The organism is Pseudomonas sp. GW821-FHT05D12 (assembly GCF_059419825.1).
On sequence record NZ_JBWKSN010000029.1, the window covers coordinates 1 to 17,410 of the forward strand.

Here is a 17,410-nt window from a genome sequence, read left to right on the forward strand (position 1 = left end):
CCCCCCCCCCCCCCCCCCCCCCCCCCCCCCCCCCCCCCCCCCCCCCCCCCCCCCCCCCCCCCCCCCCCGCTCCCACCGTTTGATCTCATTTCAGCCGGAGACCGGTGTCAGACCAATGTCTCGTCAATCACCAACACCAATTTCCCGGAGATCTGGTTGCTCGCCAAGGCTTCAAACGCCGCCTCGGCATCCTTGATCGGGAACGTCTTGGCCAATTGCGGGCTCAAGCGACCTTCAGTGAACAGCGGCCACACGTGCTGGCTCAAATCACTGAACAGGTCCGCCTTGAACTGATCACTGCGGCTGCGCAGGGTCGAGCCCAACAACTGCACACGCTTGCCCAGCACCTGGGCCAGGTCCAGTTGCGCCTCGCGGCCACCCATCAGGCCGATCAGCACCCAGCGACCGTCCAGGGCCAGCAGCTTGAGGTCCAGCGCGGCGTAGCTGCCGCCGACCGGATCGAGGATGACATCGAATGGCCCGAAGTCCCGCAGCCCTTCGATGCCGTCGGTACGTACCACGCCGCCCTGGGCGCCCAATTCTTCGCAATACGCCAGGCGTTCCGCCGAACCGACACTGACCCAGCACGGGCTGCCAAACGCCTTGCACAGCTGGATCGCCGCCGAGCCCACGCCACTGGCACCGGCATGCAGCAAGACTTTTTCACCCGGCTTGAGGCCCGCCAGTTGGAACAGATTGAGCCACGCCGTGCTGTACACCTCAGGCAATGCGGCCGCTTCGACCAGCGACAGCCCTTCCGGCGCCGGCAGCACATGCCGTGCGTCCACCACCACTTCTTCGGCCATGCCGCCACCGGCCAGCAATGCGCAAACGCGATCGCCCACTTGCCAGGACGAGCCCGCACCGACTTCGCTGATCACCCCGGAACACTCCAGGCCCAGCACATGGCTGGCGCCGGGTGGTGGTGGATAAAGCCCGGCACGCTGTAATAAATCTGCGCGATTGAGGCCCGCAGCCGCCACGCGAATGCGAACTTGGCCTACATCGCAGGTAGGACTTGGTTCTTCCAACCACTCCACATGACCTTCAACGCCTTGCAATGCTTTCACAGTGCCTCCATAGTGAACCTGGACTGAGCCCGTAGCAGTAGCGCCGGGCTTTTTGCATTATGCGACCGGACCATATGGAACCGGCGACTTCAAAGACGGCCTAATATGCGTTATCAATTGCCCCCGCGTCGAATCAGCATGAAGCATTTGTTCCCCAGCACCGCCCTCGCTTTTTTCATTGGTCTCGGCTTCGCGTCGATGTCGACCAATACGTTCGCAGCCAACAGCTGGGACAACCTTCAGCCTGATCGCGATGAGGTGATTGCCAGCCTCAACGTCGTCGAGTTGCTCAAGCGTCATCACTACAGCAAGCCGCCGCTTGACGATGCGCGCTCGGTGATCATCTACGACAGCTACCTCAAGCTGCTGGATCCGTCGCGCAGCTACTTCCTGGCCAGCGATATCGCTGAGTTCGACAAGTGGAAGACCCAGTTCGACGACTTCCTCAAGAGCGGCGACCTGCAGCCCGGCTTCACCATCTACAAGCGTTACCTGGACCGCGTCAAAGCGCGTCTGGACTTCGCCCTGGGTGAGTTGGACAAAGGCGTCGACAAGCTCGACTTCACCCAGAAGGAAACCCTTCTGGTGGATCGCAAGGACGCGCCTTGGCTGACCAGCACCGCCGCGCTCGACGACCTGTGGCGCAAACGCGTCAAGGACGAAGTGCTGCGCCTGAAGATCGCCGGCAAAGAGCCCAAGGCGATCCAGGAGCTGTTGACCAAGCGCTACAAGAATCAGCTGGCACGTCTTGACCAGACCCGTGCCGAAGATATCTTCCAGGCCTACATCAACACCTTCGCGATGTCCTACGATCCGCACACCAATTATCTGTCGCCAGATAACGCGGAAAATTTCGATATCAATATGAGTCTGTCGCTGGAAGGCATCGGTGCCGTCCTGCAAAGCGACAATGACCAGGTCAAGATCGTGCGCCTGGTGCCGGCAGGTCCGGCGGACAAGACCAAGCAAGTGGCCCCGGCCGACAAGATCATCGGTGTGGCCCAGGCCGACAAAGAGATGGTCGATGTGGTCGGCTGGCGCCTGGACGAAGTGGTCAAGCTGATCCGTGGGCCGAAAGGCAGCGTGGTGCGCCTGGAAGTGATTCCGCACACCAATGCACCGAACGACCAGACCAGCAAGATCGTGTCCATCACCCGTGAAGCGGTGAAGCTCGAAGACCAGGCCGTGCAGAAGAAAATCCTCAACCTCAAGCAGGATGGCAAGGATTACAAGCTGGGCGTGATTGAAATCCCGGCCTTCTACCTGGACTTCAAGGCCTTCCGTGCTGGCGATCCGGACTACAAGTCCACCACGCGCGACGTGAAGGAAATCCTCACGGAACTGCAGAAAGACAAAGTCGACGGCGTGGTCATCGACCTGCGCAACAACGGCGGCGGTTCCCTGCAGGAAGCCACCGAGCTGACCAGCCTGTTTATCGACAAGGGTCCGACCGTGTTGGTACGCAACGCTGACGGCCGTGTCGACGTGCTCGAAGATGAAAACCCGGGGGCCTTCTACAAAGGGCCGATGGCGCTGCTGGTCAACCGTCTCTCGGCCTCGGCCTCGGAGATTTTCGCCGGCGCCATGCAGGACTACCACCGTGCACTGATCATCGGCGGCCAGACCTTCGGCAAAGGCACCGTGCAGACCATTCAGCCGCTGAACCATGGCGAACTGAAACTGACCCTGGCCAAGTTCTACCGGGTTTCCGGGCAGAGCACCCAGCATCAGGGCGTACTGCCGGACATTGATTTCCCGTCGATCATCGACACCAAGGAAATCGGCGAAAGCGCCCTGCCGGAAGCCATGCCGTGGGACACCATCCGTCCTGCGATCAAGCCGGCGTCCGATCCGTTCAAGCCGTTCCTGGCACAGCTCAAGGCTGACCACGACACCCGCTCCGCCAAGGATGCCGAGTTCGTGTTCATCCGCGACAAGCTGGCCCTGGCCAAGAAGCTGATGGAAGAAAAAACCGTCAGCCTCAACGAAGTGGATCGTCGCAAGCAGCACACCGACATCGAAAACCAGCAACTGGTACTGGAAAACATCCGCCGCAAGGCCAAGGGTGAAGATCCACTCAAGGAGCTGAAAAAAGAAGATGAAGATGCGCTGCCGGCCGAAGCCGAGAAAACCAAGCCGGAAGACGACGCTTACCTGGCCGAGACAGGCCGGATCCTGCTGGACTACCTGAAGATCACCAAGCAGGTGGCCAAGCAGTAAATGATGGCGATTTAATGTGATCGCTCCTTGGAGTGTCATCATATAGACATCATTCTGTCGTGAAATGAAGGACCGCAGGCGTCATGCCTGCGGTCCTTTTTTTTCGATCGAGATCGCCATGACCATGACCGAACAGCTGAATGCATTGGGCTCTATCCTGGCTCAAGGCAGTTTGCACAGCCTGTTCCAACCGATCATCTGCCTGTCTGAACGGCGCATTCTCGGCTACGAAGCCCTCAGTCGTGGCCCCTCGAACAGCCCCCTGCACTCCCCTGTCGCCCTGTTTTCGGTGGCCAGCCACGCGGGACGCCTCAGTGAACTGGAAATCGCTTGCCGCGAAAGCGCGTGCCGACGCTTCAGTGAACAGAAGCTGCCGGGCAAGCTGTTTCTCAATATCTCGCCGGAATCCCTGATGGAAACCGCGCACCAACCAGGGCGCACCCTGCAACTGCTGCGCGACTTTGGCATCCCGCCGAGCCAGGTGGTGATCGAACTCACCGAGCAGACGCCCACCGATGACTTCGACCTGCTGCAGACCGCCCTGCACCATTACCGCAACATGGGTTTCGCCATCGCACTGGATGATTTGGGCGCCGGCTATTCCAGCCTGCGGCTGTGGTCGGAGCTACGCCCGGACTACGTAAAGATCGACCGGCACTTTATCGACGGCATTCACCAGGATGCGCTCAAGCGCGAGTTTGTCGGCTCCATCCTGCAGATCGCCAGGGCCTCCCGCGCCCAGGTGATTGCCGAGGGCATCGAGCTGGCGGAAGAGCTGGCTGTGCTGACGGAGATGGGCGTCGATCTGGTCCAGGGCTACCTGCTCTGCCGCCCGCAGGAACAGCCGCCGCAAGAGGCGCGCCTGATGCTGCCCAAGCCGGACAACGCCAACATCGCCCTCAGCGAAGAAGGCAGCGACCTCAGCGCGCTGCTCAACGAACAGCCGGCGGTGGACCAGGACACCGCCACCGCCCAGGTACTGGAGTCATTCCGCCGCCAGGCCAACCTCAACTCGCTGGCAGTGCTGGACGGGCGCGGCCACCCGGTCGGCATCGTGCATCGGCATTCGCTGTCGGATGCACTGCTCAAGCCGTTCGCCACCGACCTGTTTGCGCGCAAACCGATCAGCCGCTTGATGAGCGATGATTTTCTGGCGGTGGAGTTAAGCCAGTCACTGCAACAAGTCAGCCGCCTGTTGACCAGCCGCGCGCGGCAGCGCATCGAAGAAGACTTCATCATCACCCTCAATGGCGACTACCTGGGGCTGGGCCGGGTGATCGATGTACTCAAGCTGATCACCGAGCTGAAAATCCAGCAAGCGCGCTATGCCAACCCGCTGACCCTGCTGCCAGGCAACGTGCCGATCCAGCAATGCCTCACACGGTTGTTGCAGCAGCAACGCGAGTCAGTGATCTGCTACGTGGACATCGACAGCTTCAAGCCCTTCAACGATATCTACGGTTATGGGCGTGGGGACGAGGTGTTGCTGTGCCTGGCGCAGTGCTTGAACGACCGGGTCGACCCGAGCCGCGACTTTGTCGGACACATTGGCGGGGATGATTTTTTGCTGGTGCTGGGGCCGCAGGATTGGCGCAAGCGTCTCAACCAGTTGCTGGATGATTTCCATACCCAATGCCGGCGTTTCTATCGCGCCGAGCACCTCGACGCTGGCTGCTTCGTGGCGTTGAATCGCCAGGGCGTGCGTCAGGAGTTCGCGTTGCTGTCACTGTCGATAGGCGTGGTGCACTTATATCCACAGGCCTGTGGACAACTCGATGCCAGCCAGTTGGCCGAGATGGCATCGCAAGCCAAACACCATGCCAAGGATGTGGCCGGCTACAGCATTCATGTGATCGACAGCATGGACATGCAGCCCCAGGCGCTTTAAGCCTCGGCGGATTCGGGGTACTCGTATTCAAACACCCGCACCACCTCCGAGGCGTGCCAGGAGGCGGCGGCCACCCCATCGGACGGCCCGCTGAACCGACCCAGGCGCTCCACGCATTCAAAAAAGCCGGTACGCGGCAGGCGGCTGGCGCCCTGGCTGATCACCAGTGAGCTGCGCAACGGCTGCTCGGCCTTGGCATCCAGCGCCGCCAGGTGTTCCAGGGCAGCGGCCAGGGTTTGCATGGCCGGCGTCGGGAATTGCAGGCGCTCCAGCAGCGCGCGGTAGGTCAGCAGATGGCGCTGGCGGCGCGCCTGGTCCAGTTCGTTGAGTAACCCATCCCAGTGTTGACGGCTGATACGTAAGCTCAAGATTCATCCCTCCAACCTGCAACGCCCAATTCCCAGGCCAGGCTGCGGCGAATCGCGGCATCCGGCTGGCGTTCACCACTTTCGATCAATCCAAGATACGAGGGGCTGATACCCACGGTGCGGGCCAGGGTCTCGATGGCCAGGCCCTTGGCCTCGCGCAAGCCGCGCAGGTCTGCGAGCGGGCGCAGGTCCTGAGCGGGGGCGGCGTGGGCGGTAACAGCAGGAGGCGGTGCGGGGTGTGGCTGACCGGCAGCTTTTAGCAGCGCCTGGTACTGGTCCCATGGCAAAACCGCGTATTCGGGCTCGCCATTGCGTGAAATTATCTGAATATCCATGACTGCCCCGTAGGATCACAACACTTACAGCGTAAGTTCTTTCCTTAGGAGTGTAATCCTAACAGCCACAAAGGTCGCAGGGGGATATCCGTATGATCAGTTTTTTTGCGGGTTTTCCTTGGCGAGCAAGGCAGGCGTGGCTGGCAGTCGCTCGACCACCGCGAGTTTTTCCGGACGCTGTGCATCGCGCCAGGCGCGAAAGGCGCTCAACTCACCGTCGAGGGTCTTCATGACCCACGCCAGCACGGCGATGTCATCGAGCATGCCGAACACCGGAATAAAGTCCGGGATCGCATCGATCGGGCTGAGGAAGTACATCAACCCCGCGACTACCGAGATCAGCGCCTTGGGGCTGATCGCACGGTACTCGCCGCGCCAGTAGGCCAGGCACAGGGCCTGGAGCAACTTCAGATCATCCTTGAGCTTGCCCAGGCGATTACCCTGGCTCGAGCCCTTGGCGGCGACGGCGAACAGCAGGGTCGGCAAACGCCCACGACCAAGCAAGCGGGCGGCCATGGGCAAGAAGCGGGTGAAATTGAAGGGTGGTTTCATTCGTCACTCCAGTTCCAGGCGACATAAAAGGTTATCCACACAAATTGTGGATAACCTTGTGAACAGAGCCTATTTTTCCGGCTGAAAGCCACGCAGTACAAGGCTTGCAGTCAGATCGGGCGTTTTTTGCGCACATTAAAAAAACCCAAGATTTCATTGACTTGGCGTAGATGTGCGGCTACCCGTACTCGAGTCTTATATCAGACTCCACGACCCATCATGGGTTCGATCAGATTTCTGCAGGTACTGGCTTGCCAGCCATGAGTGTCAACGATTACGCCAGCATTCTGGAGAAAATGCAGTGGCTCAGCGCTTTTCGCCGGCAAGCCGGCTCCTACAGGGAAGCACGCGTTTTCCGACGGCCAGAAACAACAACGCCCCGTCGAGACGGGGCGTTGAGTGTTGAGGTGCCGATTACTTCTTGGCGGCAGGTGCTGCAGGGGCTTCAGCCTTGGCTGGGTCCTTGATGGCCAGCAGCTCCAGGTCGAATACCAGCACCGAGTTGGCTGGAATCGCCGGGCTCGGGCTCTGGGCGCCGTAGGCCAGGTCGGACGGGATGTACAGCTCGACCTTCTCGCCTACGTGCATCAGTTGCAGGCCTTCGACCCAACCCGGGATCACGCCGCTGACCGGCAGGTCAATCGGGCTACCGCGATCCACGGAGCTGTCAAAGGTGGTGCCGTTGGTGAGCTTGCCGGTGTAGTGCACAGTCACCACGTCAGTCGGCTTAGGCTGAGGGCCGTCGGCTTTCTTGGTGATCTTGTACTGCAGACCGGAAGCGGTGGTGACTACGCCGTCTTTCTTGGCATTGTCTTCGAGGAATTTCTTGCCGGCGGCTGCCGACTCTTCGCTCATCTTGGTCATGCGTTCTTCAGCACGCTTCTGCAGTGCGGCAAACGCTTCAACCAGCTCGTCGTCTTTGAGCTTCTGCTCTTTCTTGCCGACGGCATCTTCGATGCCCTGGGCTACCGCTTTGGAATCCAGGTCATCCATGCCTTCCTGGGCAAGGCTTTTGCCCATGTTCAGGCCGATACCGTAGGAAGCTTTCTGCGCCGGGGTTTTCAGCTCTACGCTGGTCTGCGAATCACAACCCGCAAGTACCAGGCTAACCAGGGCCACCGCCGCCGCCAACCGATGCTGTTTCATGCTATTTCCTTGTTCATGCGCCAAAAGGGCATTCGAATAAAGTCGCGAGCTTATCAGGCGGCCACGACCAATGGCTACCGGCATGTGAGCAGGAAACTTCCGATAAGTTCACGTGTTTAAAAGCATTTTCATTCATTATGGGGACCCGCGAAGGATCGTGGGACCGCCTACTACCAGGCTCAGGGCCACTTGCCGCACTTATGGCGTAGTGGCATAACAACGCGACAACTCGACAAGGATAGTTATCTTGCGCATTTTTTCCCGTGTTTTACTGTTGATATTCATCCTGCTGGGGCTCGCCCTGGCCGTGGTGATCTATTACACCCTCAACCCCAGGCTGCCGGAATACGTGCCCGTGGAGCAGGTGCACTACCAGGATCAATGGAGTGCCGCCGACCGCCAGACCTACTACTTCACGCCCCAGGGCACGCAGGTCAAGGGCCTGCATTACAACTGGTTCACTGCCCTGGAACTGCCGTTTTCCGAACAACGCTTCGCCACGCCGGAGTACCTGGCGCGCTTCGGCTTCCTGGTCGATCCCAAACAGGTGCCCACCGCGCAAAACCCCGGCAACCTGCCGGTGGGGTTTGCCCGGCACACCAACGCCGGCAGCAGCGTTGAATACCTGGACATCACCTGCGCCGCCTGCCACACCGGCGAGCTGCACTTCAAGGGCCAGGCCCTGCGCATCGATGGCGGCTCAGCCCAGCATGTGCTGCCGTCCAGTGTGCCAACGTTACGCGGCGGCAGTTTCGGCCAGGCCCTCGTCGCCAGCCTCGCGGCAACGTATTACAACCCGTGGAAGTTCGAGCGCTTCGCGCGCAAGGTGCTCGGCGATCAGTACGATGCCCAGCACAGCCAACTGCGCCAGGACTTCAAGCAGTCGCTGAACCAGTTCCTGAAAGTTGCCTGGAACGACACCCACCGCGGCCTCTACCCCACCGAAGAAGGCCCGGGCCGTACCGACGCGTTTGGTCGCATCGCCAATGCCAGCTTCGGCGACGCGATTTCGCCGGACAACTATCGCGTCGCCAATGCGCCAGTGGACTACCCGCACCTGTGGGATATCTGGACCTTCGACTGGGTGCAATGGAACGGCTCGGCCCAGCAGCCGATGGCGCGCAATATCGGCGAAGCCCTCGGTGTAGGCGCCACCCTGACCTTCTTCGACAGCGCCGGCCAACCGCTCCAGGGTGACGCGCGCTACCCATCGAGCGTGCGCGTACGCGACCTCAACCTGATCGAAGAAACCCTGCAACGGCTCAAACCGCCGACCTGGCCGGAAGACCTGTTCGGCGCCATCGACAAGCCTCTCGCCGCCCAGGGCCGCGCACTGTTCGCGGAAAACTGCGCCGGTTGCCATGTACCAACCGTCACCCAGGAAAACGGCCGCCCGGTCCAGCAACTGAAAATGCTCCCGGTGGAGTACATCGGCACCGACCCCGGCACCGCCAGCAACATTGCCGACCAGCGCTATGACCTCAGCGCCCTGCAGTGGGACCCGGCGGAGCTGGCCAAGTTGAATGTCGAGCTGCACCCCACGCCGACCGAGCCACTGGACCTGAAAAAAATGTCCGTGGCCAAGGGCCTGGCCTACGTCACGGCGTTCGTTGAAGAGCACGCCTATCGCGCCGCCGGCGTCACCCCCGCCGAGCGCCCGCAGCTGGATGGCTATGGGCTGCCCATCGGCGTGCGTGAGCTGCGCGCCTACAAGGCCCGTCCGCTGGCCGGCGTGTGGGCCACCCCGCCGTTCCTGCACAACGGCTCGGTGCCGACGATCTACCAATTGCTCTCGCCCCAGGACGAGCGCAGCACCACCTTCTATAAAGGCACGTTCGACTATGACCCGCGCCACCTGGGCTTCCAGACTGCCGTGTTCAAGAACGCCTTCCTGTTCGATACAAAACTCACCGGCAACCACAACAGCGGTCACGAATTCCGTGCCGGCCAACGTGGCAACGGCGTTATCGGCCGCGGCTTGCTGCCGCAGGAACGCTGGGCGCTGCTGGAATACCTGAAAGTGCTGGGCGGCCCGCTGGAGCAACAACTGCCATGATTATCCGATCTCAATACGACCGACCTTCCCTGCTCTCCCGTCTCTGGCTGCGCCTCGGCGCGTGGCTCGGCAAGACCCTGCTGTGGCTGGTCGGCCTGGGCCTGCTCGGCTGGCTCGCCGCGACCGCCTGGTACGCCTGGCAGCACAGTGGCCCGGTCTCACCGAACGAACAGGTCCCGCCAGATGAAGCGGCGATGACCCAGGGCATTATCCAGACAGCGGTGCGCATCGTTGACCAGCACCGCGAAGGCACGCGCTACCTGCGCGATGCCCACGCCAAGGCGCATGGCTGTGTGAAGGCCGAAGTCAGTGTGCTGGCGGACCTGGACCCGGCCTTGCGCCAGGGCGTGTTCGCCGAGCCGGGCAAGACCTGGCAGGCGCTGATTCGGCTGTCCAACGGCAACGCCTACCCGCAGTTCGACAGCATCCGCGATGCCCGCGGCATGGCGCTGAAGTTGCTGGATGTGCCGGGCAAACAACTGCTGGCGGATCAGCAAAACCGCACAGAGCAGGACTTCGTGATGTTCAGCCACCCGAATTTCTTTGTCAGCGATGTGGCGGAATACGCGCAGAACATCGGCGCACAAGCGGATGGCAAGAAAGTCCTCGCGTTCTTCCCCAAGGTCGACCCGCGCAGTTGGCAGGTACGGCATCTGTTTATCGCCCTGGCGACCCTGGCACCCGCCCCTGCCAGCCCGACGCAGACCACCTACTTTTCGGTATCGCCCTACAAGTTCGGTGCGGCCAACGCCAAGTTCCGCGTTGCGCCCGATCCGCAGGATTGCCCGGAATACGTGCTGCCCAAACAGAACCAGGACCTGCCCAACTTCCTGCGCAGCGCCTTGAGCCAACAGTTGTCCACCGACCGCGTGCCGGCGTGTTTCGTGCTGCAGATCCAGCGACAGAACCCGCAGAAATTCATGCCGATCGAAGACACCAGTATCGAATGGCAGGAGAGTGATGCGCCCTATGAGAGCGTGGCCAAGGTGCGCATCCCGGCCCAGGATTTCGATACCCCCGAGCAGAACCTGGCGTGTGACAACCAGTCGTTCAACCCCTGGTTCGGTGTGGCGGAGCATCGCCCCATCGGCGGTATCAACCGCTTGCGCAAGGCGGTGTACGAAGCGGTCAGCGATTACCGCCACAGCCGCAACAACCCGTAAAGAGTGCGTAATAACGGGCCCGGCGCCGTAAGGATTGCGTCGGGTCTATTGAGCCATTTTCGGCGCGAAACTACCGTGGATGCCTACTCCATCACGTAGGCATTTTCCATGGAAAGCTCAACCCTCGGCATGCTCGTCCTGACCATAATCGCCGTGTTCGGCACCGCCTCATTTTGCTTCGAGCACCTGGCCACGCGCCAGACGCGCAAGAAAAAAGCCAAATAGACGTCAGGCTCGGGTATCGGGTACCGGGTCGTTGATCACCAGTTCCTCGGGGATCTCGTCCACCCGTGGGTCGAGCACTGCAGCCATGGCCCCCATCGGATGTTCCGGCATGGCCACGTGGTGCAACGGCGCGCCTTCGACCCGATACTCGCCGGTGACCTGCTTGGGCTGTACACGCCAGATCAGCAACAGCGCGCAGGCCGAAAACAGCATGTAGAACGCTTCGTGGCCGTAGCTGTTCATCAGCGCGCCGCTGAGCATCGGCCCCAGGCAGGCGCCAATCCCGTGGGTCGCCAGCATCATCGCGCTCAAAGGCACGCGCCGCGGCTGTTCGACGTTGTCATTGGCCAGCGCTACCGCCAGCGGGTACAGCGTGAACAGCAGCAAACCGCTGAGAAAGCCGAACACCAGCAACAAGGCATACGGCAGTTGCACCAGCCCCCACAGCGGAATCACCACCAGCCCCAGGGCCAGGGCGCAGCTACGGATCAACCGGGACCGATCAATGCGATCCGACAGCCAGCCGATCGGCCACTGCCCGCACAGCCCGGCAAAGATCGACACCGCGACGAAGGTACTGGCCTGGGCCGTGCTCAGGCCGTTGCGCGTGGCGAATACCGGAGCCAGCGCGTAAAACGCGCCGATCATCAGGCCGGTGACGAACACGGTGGTCAGCGCCTGCGGCACCCGCCGCCAGAAAAAACCCACTTCCAGCGGCGCCGCCACCAGCTTGGCCGGGTGCAGACGCTTGGTCATGGTCACCGGCAGCAGGCACGCGGCAAAGCAGATCGCCACGATTACCAGCGGCTTGAAATCCAGCTCCGGGCGCCAGATCAATACGCCCTGCCCCAACATCAAGCCCAGGGACACCGCCACCATGTAGCCGGCAAACACCGCGCCGCGCTGGTTGTTTTCCGCCTGCTCGTTCAGCCAGCTTTCAATGACCATGTACTGGTTCATCATGACCAGGCCCATCACGAATCGTAGCACCAGCCAGAACGCCAACTGCTCGAACAGCACATGCAGCAGCACGATGATGGTAGCGACGCCTGCACACGCCACATACGAGCGCACATGCCCGACGCCCGCGATCATGCGGTGGCCGAACTTGGCCCCGCAGACCATGCCACCGTAGTACGCCGCCGTCAGCGCGCCGATCCACAGCTCGTTGATGCCCTGACTGCTCAAGCGCAGGCCGATAAAACTGAAAAACAGCCCGTTGCCGGTGAGCATCAGGATGGTCGCGCTGTACAGCGCGGGGAAGGTCAGGAAAGTCAGGTTCATGGTGGCAAGTCGAAGGTTAGAGGGTGTCGTTCATATGGCTGGCCTGGGCCAGCAACCATTGGCGAAAGCTGCGCGCAGCCGAGGGCAGGTTGCGGTGGTGCGGTTGCATCAGGTGCAGGCGACCCCGGCTGTGCATGGTTTGGGGCAAGGCCATCTGCAGGCGACCGGCAGCCAGTTCGCCCATCAGCAAACTCTTCCAGCCCAGGGCCACGCCGTGGCCCATGACCGCCGATTGCATCAACAGTTGATAGCTGTTGGTGCGCAATGCATGACGCGGGGTGTGGTAATGGGCGCCGACATCGGCGAACCAGTCGGTCCAGGTCAGCCAGTCATGGGAGTGGTCCTCGACGATCAGCAACGTATGGGCATGCAGCAACTGTTGCACGTCGCTGATCGGGCCGTGACGCTCGATATAACCAGGGCTGCACACCGCGATGACCTGCTCGCGCTCGAACACCGGCGACAGTTCCAGGTCGTGGGGTGGCGGCAGCTCATCGAGGTGATAGAACAGGCCCAGGTCATACTCGCTCACATCCAGATGATCAGGGCTTTCGCTGCACAGGATGCGGATATCCAGGTCCGGGTGTTCGCGCTGGAACTCCGGCAGCAGGCCGGCGAGCCAGATCGAACTGATGGTCGGCGTGCTGGCCAGGGTCAATTGGCGATCGGCGCCGCGCCGGCGCAACTCGGCGGACTCGCGGTCAAGTTCGCGCAACAGCCGCTGGACGGTCCGAAAGTAGCGAACCCCGGCGGGCGTCAGGCTCAATCCCAGCGCCAGTCGGTAGAACAACGGGCGCGCCAGGTCTTCTTCCAGACGCTTGATCTGGCGGCTGACCGCGCTCTGGGTCAGGTTCAGTTCATGGGCAGCCTGGGTAAAACTCAAATGACGGGCCGCCGCTTCGAACGTCTGCAGGCAGTTGAGGGGCGGAAGGTCGACGTTTCGGCGTGACATAAGCGGTTCCAATGGCAGAACGGGCCCGGGTTTGGCCGGGCCCGCAGAGATCACGTGGCCAGGCATCCTGCCAGTTGCTGACTCACAGCGCGACCCTGGCCACGCGCTTGCTCCATTGCCGACGGTGTTCCAACTGGCCGTTCTCCCAGGCCGTCTGCTCCGCCTCGACGTAGAACCACTCGGCATCGGCGTGCACGCTCAGGCGGCTTTCCACCTCCACCTCCCAGGCATCGCGGCCCACCCGATAGTGCCACTGGATATCGGCACGGGTGGACAGCGGGTCCCAGGGCAAGGTGCGATATTGCTCGGTGCAGCGTTGGTCCACGGACAGGCCGTGATCGGTAAAGCGCACGGCCCCCAGGTCGTCTTCGATCTTCACGCAGACTTCGCCACTGCCCACGTCTTCGATCAAGGTGCGTTTCGGCGCGGCGGCACGCAAGACTTCCAGGGCCGCCGGGGGGGCCGATTGCGGCGCCTCGAACGGGCAGTCCACCGCTTCGCCGACGAATACCGGCAGTTGCAGGCTTTGCACACCCGGCAGCAAGGTCAGCGTGGTCAGCTCGCGACTCGGCCACAGCAACGGGAAACTCGCGGTGCTCAAGGCCAGGCGCAAGCGATAGCCGGCCGGCAAACGCATGCCGATATGATCGAGGCTCAGTTGCACGTCCATCGCTTCACCCGGAACTACCGGTGTGACGTGGGAAAAGTCTTCGCGAAGAGTGAGATTAAGTACGGCATAACTGATCTGCGTGACCTGCCCATCCGGCGCCACCGCATTCAGGCGCGCGACCAATTGCCCACAGGTCGTATCGCTGGCCAGGCGCAACGTGAGGCGCACATCGCCCAACAGCGCCAAGGGTTCGGTCAGCGGCTGGGAGTCGAAGCACAGCGAGTGGGCATCATCGCGACGCTGGTCCGTCGGCCCGTCAGGGCCAAACCAGATGGCGCAGTATTCACCCTGGTGCAAGCCGGTGGTCAACGGCGAGCACACGCTGCGGGGCGCGGCCAATGCGTGATTGCCGGGCGTGAGGCCGCGCTCGTCGAGACTGAAATCGCGCCACTGCACTTGCGGGTCCGGCCAGCCCGAGGTTTGCACCCAAATGCCGGGACGCTCGGCGTAACTGCCTTTGGGTGACAGAATATCCTGTAGGTAAAAGGTGCAGGCGGCAGTGTCCATCACGCCATTTTCGATACCTTTAAGCCAGTAATCCCACCAGCGCAGGGCTTCTTGCAGGAAGCCGATGGCCGGATTCGGCACGGCAAAATGCGGATACTTGTGAATCCACGGGCCAATCATGGCCTTCCTCGGCCCCGGCAGGTGCTCCATCAGGCGCGAGACCGTGTTGCGGTAAGCATCGCCCCAGCCACCGACGGCGTACACCGCCGCCTTGATCTTCGAATAGTCCTCGCACACCGAACCGTGGCGCCAATAGTCATCGCGGGTCTGATGTTTCAGCCAGGTTTCGGCGAGCAGCGGCATGCCCTCCAGGCGCTGGTGCCAGAGGTTTTTCCAGGCGTCGCCCACCAGCAGGGGATCGGGCACCGCGGCGCTGAAGTTGAGCATTGTCGCGGCCCAGCCGAAGTTCTCCATCAGCAGGTTGCCGCCCTTGTAGTGGATGTCGTCGGCAAAGCGGTCATCGGTGGAACACAAGGTGATGATCGCCTTCAACGCCTCGGGCTGGCGCGCTGCGACCTGCAGGCCGTTGAAGCCGCCCCACGAGATGCCCATCATGCCAACGTTGCCGTCGCACCAGGGTTGCCGGCACAACCAGTCGATCACTTCGAGGGCGTCGTCCTGCTCCTGCAGCAGGTATTCGTCGGCCATCAGGCCTTCGGATTCGCCGTTGCCACGCATGTCCACGCGCACACACACATAACCCTGGCCCGCCATCCACGGGTGGGTCAGCGCATCGCGCACGGCAGTGCCGTCGCGCTTGCGGTACGGCAGGTATTCCAGGATCGCCGGAAAGGTCTGCAAACCGGCGACTTCCGGCAGCCAGATGCGCGCGGCCAGTTGGGTGCCGTCCTTCAAGGGGATCAGGCAATGCTCGATTTCACGGACCTTGTAGGCAAACTCGGTAACGATTTCCATCGGTAGCTCCAAACGCGTTTATTGCAAACAAACGACTCCCCCGCGCCCGCCAGGGAGCGCGTGGGGAGGCACACAGTTTCATGAGTTAGCGGGCGTATGCCGCGACGGGGTCGGCGTCACGCACGTCGGGTTCGCTGACGGGCTGCTGGCGTTTCACCTCGAGTAACGCGGGGTTCTTCAGCCAGAAGATCAGCGAGGTACTGGCCAGCAGCACCAGGATCATCCCCGGTAGACCGCCGAGGTTGGAGAGCATCTTCACGCCGTCGATGCCGATGAAGGCGACCATCACCCACGACACCGTGCCGATAATCACCCCCCACACAATCTTCAATGCCGGGTTGCCGTCCAGGTCGGAATCGGCCGTCACGCCTTTGCTGCACAGGTTGGCGATCACATCGGTGCTGGAGTCTGCGGCGGTAACGAAGGAGATGAACGCCACGAACAGCAGGAACGCGACCATCAAGGCGCTGGCCGGCAATTGCTGGAACATCTGGTACAGCACATGCTCCACGCCCTGCTCGTTCAGCACGCGGTTGAGGCTGCCGTCGCCCAGGGCGTCGAAGTACAGGCTGGTGCCGGAGAAGATGCAGATCCACACCGCGGTGAACAACGCCGGGTACAGCATGTTGATATGAATGAATTCGCGCACGGTGTAGCCACGGCCGATCTTGCCGAGGAACAGCGCGCTCACCGGTGCCCAGGCAAACCACACCGACCAGTAGAACACGGTCCAGCTCTGCGGCCAGGTATCGCCGCTGGCGGCGCCGGTGAACAGGCTGCGGCTGAAAAAGGTGTCGAGGTAGATGCCCAGGGACTCGACGCCCAGGCTGAACATGTACAGGGTCGGTCCGCACAACAGCACGAACAGCCCCAGGGCCAGCATGATCCAGGTGTTGAACGACGACAACATCACAATGCCGCGCTGCAGGCCGCTGGCGGCCGAGGCGACAAAGGTGATGACAATGATCGCGATGATGATCGCCAGGCGCAGGGGTGTGGTTTCACCGCCGATGTACTGGCTCAGGCCACCCGACAAGGTCAGCGCGCCAGTGCCCAGGGACGAAGCCATGCCGGCCACCAGGGCAAACATCGCCAGGGTGTCGATCAACCCGGCATAGCGCTTGACCCGCGCCTCGCCCAGCAGCGGCTCGAGCATGGCACCAATCGAGAAGTTGCCGCGGCGGTTGTAGAACACCAGCGCGAACACCAGCGAGGGCACCAGGTAGATGGCGTAGGGGGTGATGGTCCAGTGCAGGAACATCGTCGACATGGCAAAGCTTTTGGCTGCGCCGCTGCCTGCTTCGATGGGCAGGCTGGTGGGGGGGCCGTAGAGGTGATAGAGCGGTTCAGCGGTGGTCCAGAACAACACACCGACCGCCAGGGTGGTGCACAGCGCCACCATGAACCAGCGCCACTTGCTCAGCAGGGGCTGGGCATCTTCGCCGCCGATACGCACCCTGCCCAGCGGCGACAGGTAGACAATCGCAGTCAACACCACCATGGCGAACGAGCCGGCGCTGAACAACCAGGAAAAGTTGTTCAGGATCAGGCTGTTGAGCTGTTTGCTGACCGTCAGGAACGCATTCAGGTCAATGTAGCTGGCGATCACTGCCGCCAGCAGGATCAGGAACGTTGGCCAGAACACCAACGGACGCAGTGGATATTTCATCAAGTGCCATTCCCCTTGCAGACTATTTTTATCGCCTTGACAGGCCATTGTTAGAGAGCGGGCACCACAGCGTCCTGCTGCGGTAGCTCGCCTGGAAGTCTTCGCGTGGCTATAGATAACCGTTTAAGCGGCAGGAGGCGCAATCGACCAATGGGCATGGGGGTATTCCGCCACGTCATGGCGTACCCACCGTTCAGGATGAACCTGCAGTGCACATGGCAAGGTGACGGGAGGTCAAATCGCAGGCAAAAAAAAGCCCGCTCAATGAGCGGGCTTCTTGTGGCGACCTGGCGTTCAGTGCTCCAGGTTGCCGAATATGGCGCAGCGGACGGGACTCGAACCCGCGACCCCCGGCGTGACAGGCCGGTATTCTAACCGACTGAACTACCG

The 17,410-nt window shown here is 61.8% G+C and carries 13 protein-coding genes; 4 read left to right on the forward strand and 9 right to left on the reverse strand.

Annotated elements, in window-relative coordinates:
- Window positions 1-107: 107 nt before the first annotated feature.
- A complete protein-coding gene (locus AC07SI_RS30185) occupies window positions 108-1,070 on the reverse strand; it encodes a zinc-binding dehydrogenase (protein ID WP_065901353.1) in 963 nt (320 codons plus the stop codon).
- 138 nt (window positions 1,071-1,208) lie between these two features.
- Between AC07SI_RS30185 and AC07SI_RS30190 the strand changes: the two genes are divergently transcribed.
- Complete coding sequence (locus tag AC07SI_RS30190; protein ID WP_495007106.1) at window positions 1,209-3,290, forward strand: carboxy terminal-processing peptidase; 2,082 nt, start codon at window positions 1,209-1,211, stop codon at window positions 3,288-3,290.
- Window positions 3,291-3,408: 118 nt separating this feature from the next.
- The gene (locus AC07SI_RS30195; protein WP_065901923.1) at window positions 3,409-5,178 is read left to right on the forward strand and encodes a bifunctional diguanylate cyclase/phosphodiesterase; all 1,770 of its coding nucleotides are present in this window, start codon (window positions 3,409-3,411) and stop codon (window positions 5,176-5,178) included.
- On the opposite strand, the gene AC07SI_RS30200 is transcribed toward AC07SI_RS30195, so the two are convergent.
- The 4 genes from AC07SI_RS30200 to bamJ all read right to left on the reverse strand — a co-directional run bounded on the left by AC07SI_RS30200 (window position 5,175) and on the right by bamJ (window position 7,579).
- Window positions 5,175-5,546 carry a hypothetical protein gene (locus AC07SI_RS30200; protein ID WP_005786715.1) on the reverse strand — a complete coding sequence of 124 codons (372 nt, stop codon included), beginning with the start codon at window positions 5,544-5,546 and terminating at the stop codon, window positions 5,175-5,177. The genes AC07SI_RS30195 and AC07SI_RS30200 overlap by 4 nt on opposite strands.
- Entirely contained in the window at window positions 5,543-5,881 is a 339-nt protein-coding gene (locus AC07SI_RS30205; protein WP_495007107.1) for a helix-turn-helix domain-containing protein, read from the reverse strand. The genes AC07SI_RS30200 and AC07SI_RS30205 overlap by 4 nt, the downstream gene beginning before the upstream one ends.
- A 96-nt stretch (window positions 5,882-5,977) precedes the next feature.
- Window positions 5,978-6,433 carry a YkvA family protein gene (locus tag AC07SI_RS30210; protein WP_065901361.1) on the reverse strand — a complete coding sequence of 152 codons (456 nt, stop codon included), beginning with the start codon at window positions 6,431-6,433 and terminating at the stop codon, window positions 5,978-5,980.
- 414 nt (window positions 6,434-6,847) lie between these two features.
- Window positions 6,848-7,579 carry a BamJ family beta-barrel-assembly machinery protein gene (gene bamJ / locus AC07SI_RS30215; RefSeq protein WP_012723274.1) on the reverse strand — a complete coding sequence of 244 codons (732 nt, stop codon included), beginning with the start codon at window positions 7,577-7,579 and terminating at the stop codon, window positions 6,848-6,850.
- A gap of 247 nt (window positions 7,580-7,826) precedes the next feature.
- Between bamJ and AC07SI_RS30220 the strand changes: the two genes are divergently transcribed.
- Entirely contained in the window at window positions 7,827-9,635 is a 1,809-nt protein-coding gene (locus tag AC07SI_RS30220) for a di-heme-cytochrome C peroxidase (RefSeq protein ID WP_495007108.1), read from the forward strand.
- Complete coding sequence (locus AC07SI_RS30225; RefSeq protein ID WP_065901371.1) at window positions 9,632-10,798, forward strand: catalase family protein; 1,167 nt, start codon at window positions 9,632-9,634, stop codon at window positions 10,796-10,798. Before AC07SI_RS30220 ends, AC07SI_RS30225 begins: the two co-directional genes overlap by 4 nt.
- A 228-nt stretch (window positions 10,799-11,026) precedes the next feature.
- Here the strand turns inward: AC07SI_RS30225 and AC07SI_RS30230 are convergent, their stop codons facing one another.
- The 4 genes from AC07SI_RS30230 to AC07SI_RS30245 all read right to left on the reverse strand — a co-directional run bounded on the left by AC07SI_RS30230 (window position 11,027) and on the right by AC07SI_RS30245 (window position 17,020).
- Window positions 11,027-12,307 carry an MFS transporter gene (locus AC07SI_RS30230; protein WP_495007109.1) on the reverse strand — a complete coding sequence of 427 codons (1,281 nt, stop codon included), beginning with the start codon at window positions 12,305-12,307 and terminating at the stop codon, window positions 11,027-11,029.
- Between the two features lie 16 nt (window positions 12,308-12,323).
- Window positions 12,324-13,259: a LysR substrate-binding domain-containing protein gene (locus AC07SI_RS30235; protein WP_106804656.1), complete on the reverse strand. Its 936-nt coding sequence runs from the start codon at window positions 13,257-13,259 to the stop codon at window positions 12,324-12,326.
- Window positions 13,260-13,341: 82 nt separating this feature from the next.
- Complete coding sequence (locus AC07SI_RS30240) at window positions 13,342-15,351, reverse strand: CocE/NonD family hydrolase (RefSeq protein WP_495007110.1); 2,010 nt, start codon at window positions 15,349-15,351, stop codon at window positions 13,342-13,344.
- An 85-nt stretch (window positions 15,352-15,436) separates the two neighbouring features.
- Window positions 15,437-17,020, reverse strand: coding sequence for a BCCT family transporter (locus AC07SI_RS30245; protein WP_106804658.1), 1,584 nt, complete (start codon window positions 17,018-17,020; stop codon window positions 15,437-15,439).
- Window positions 17,021-17,410 lie beyond the last annotated feature (390 nt).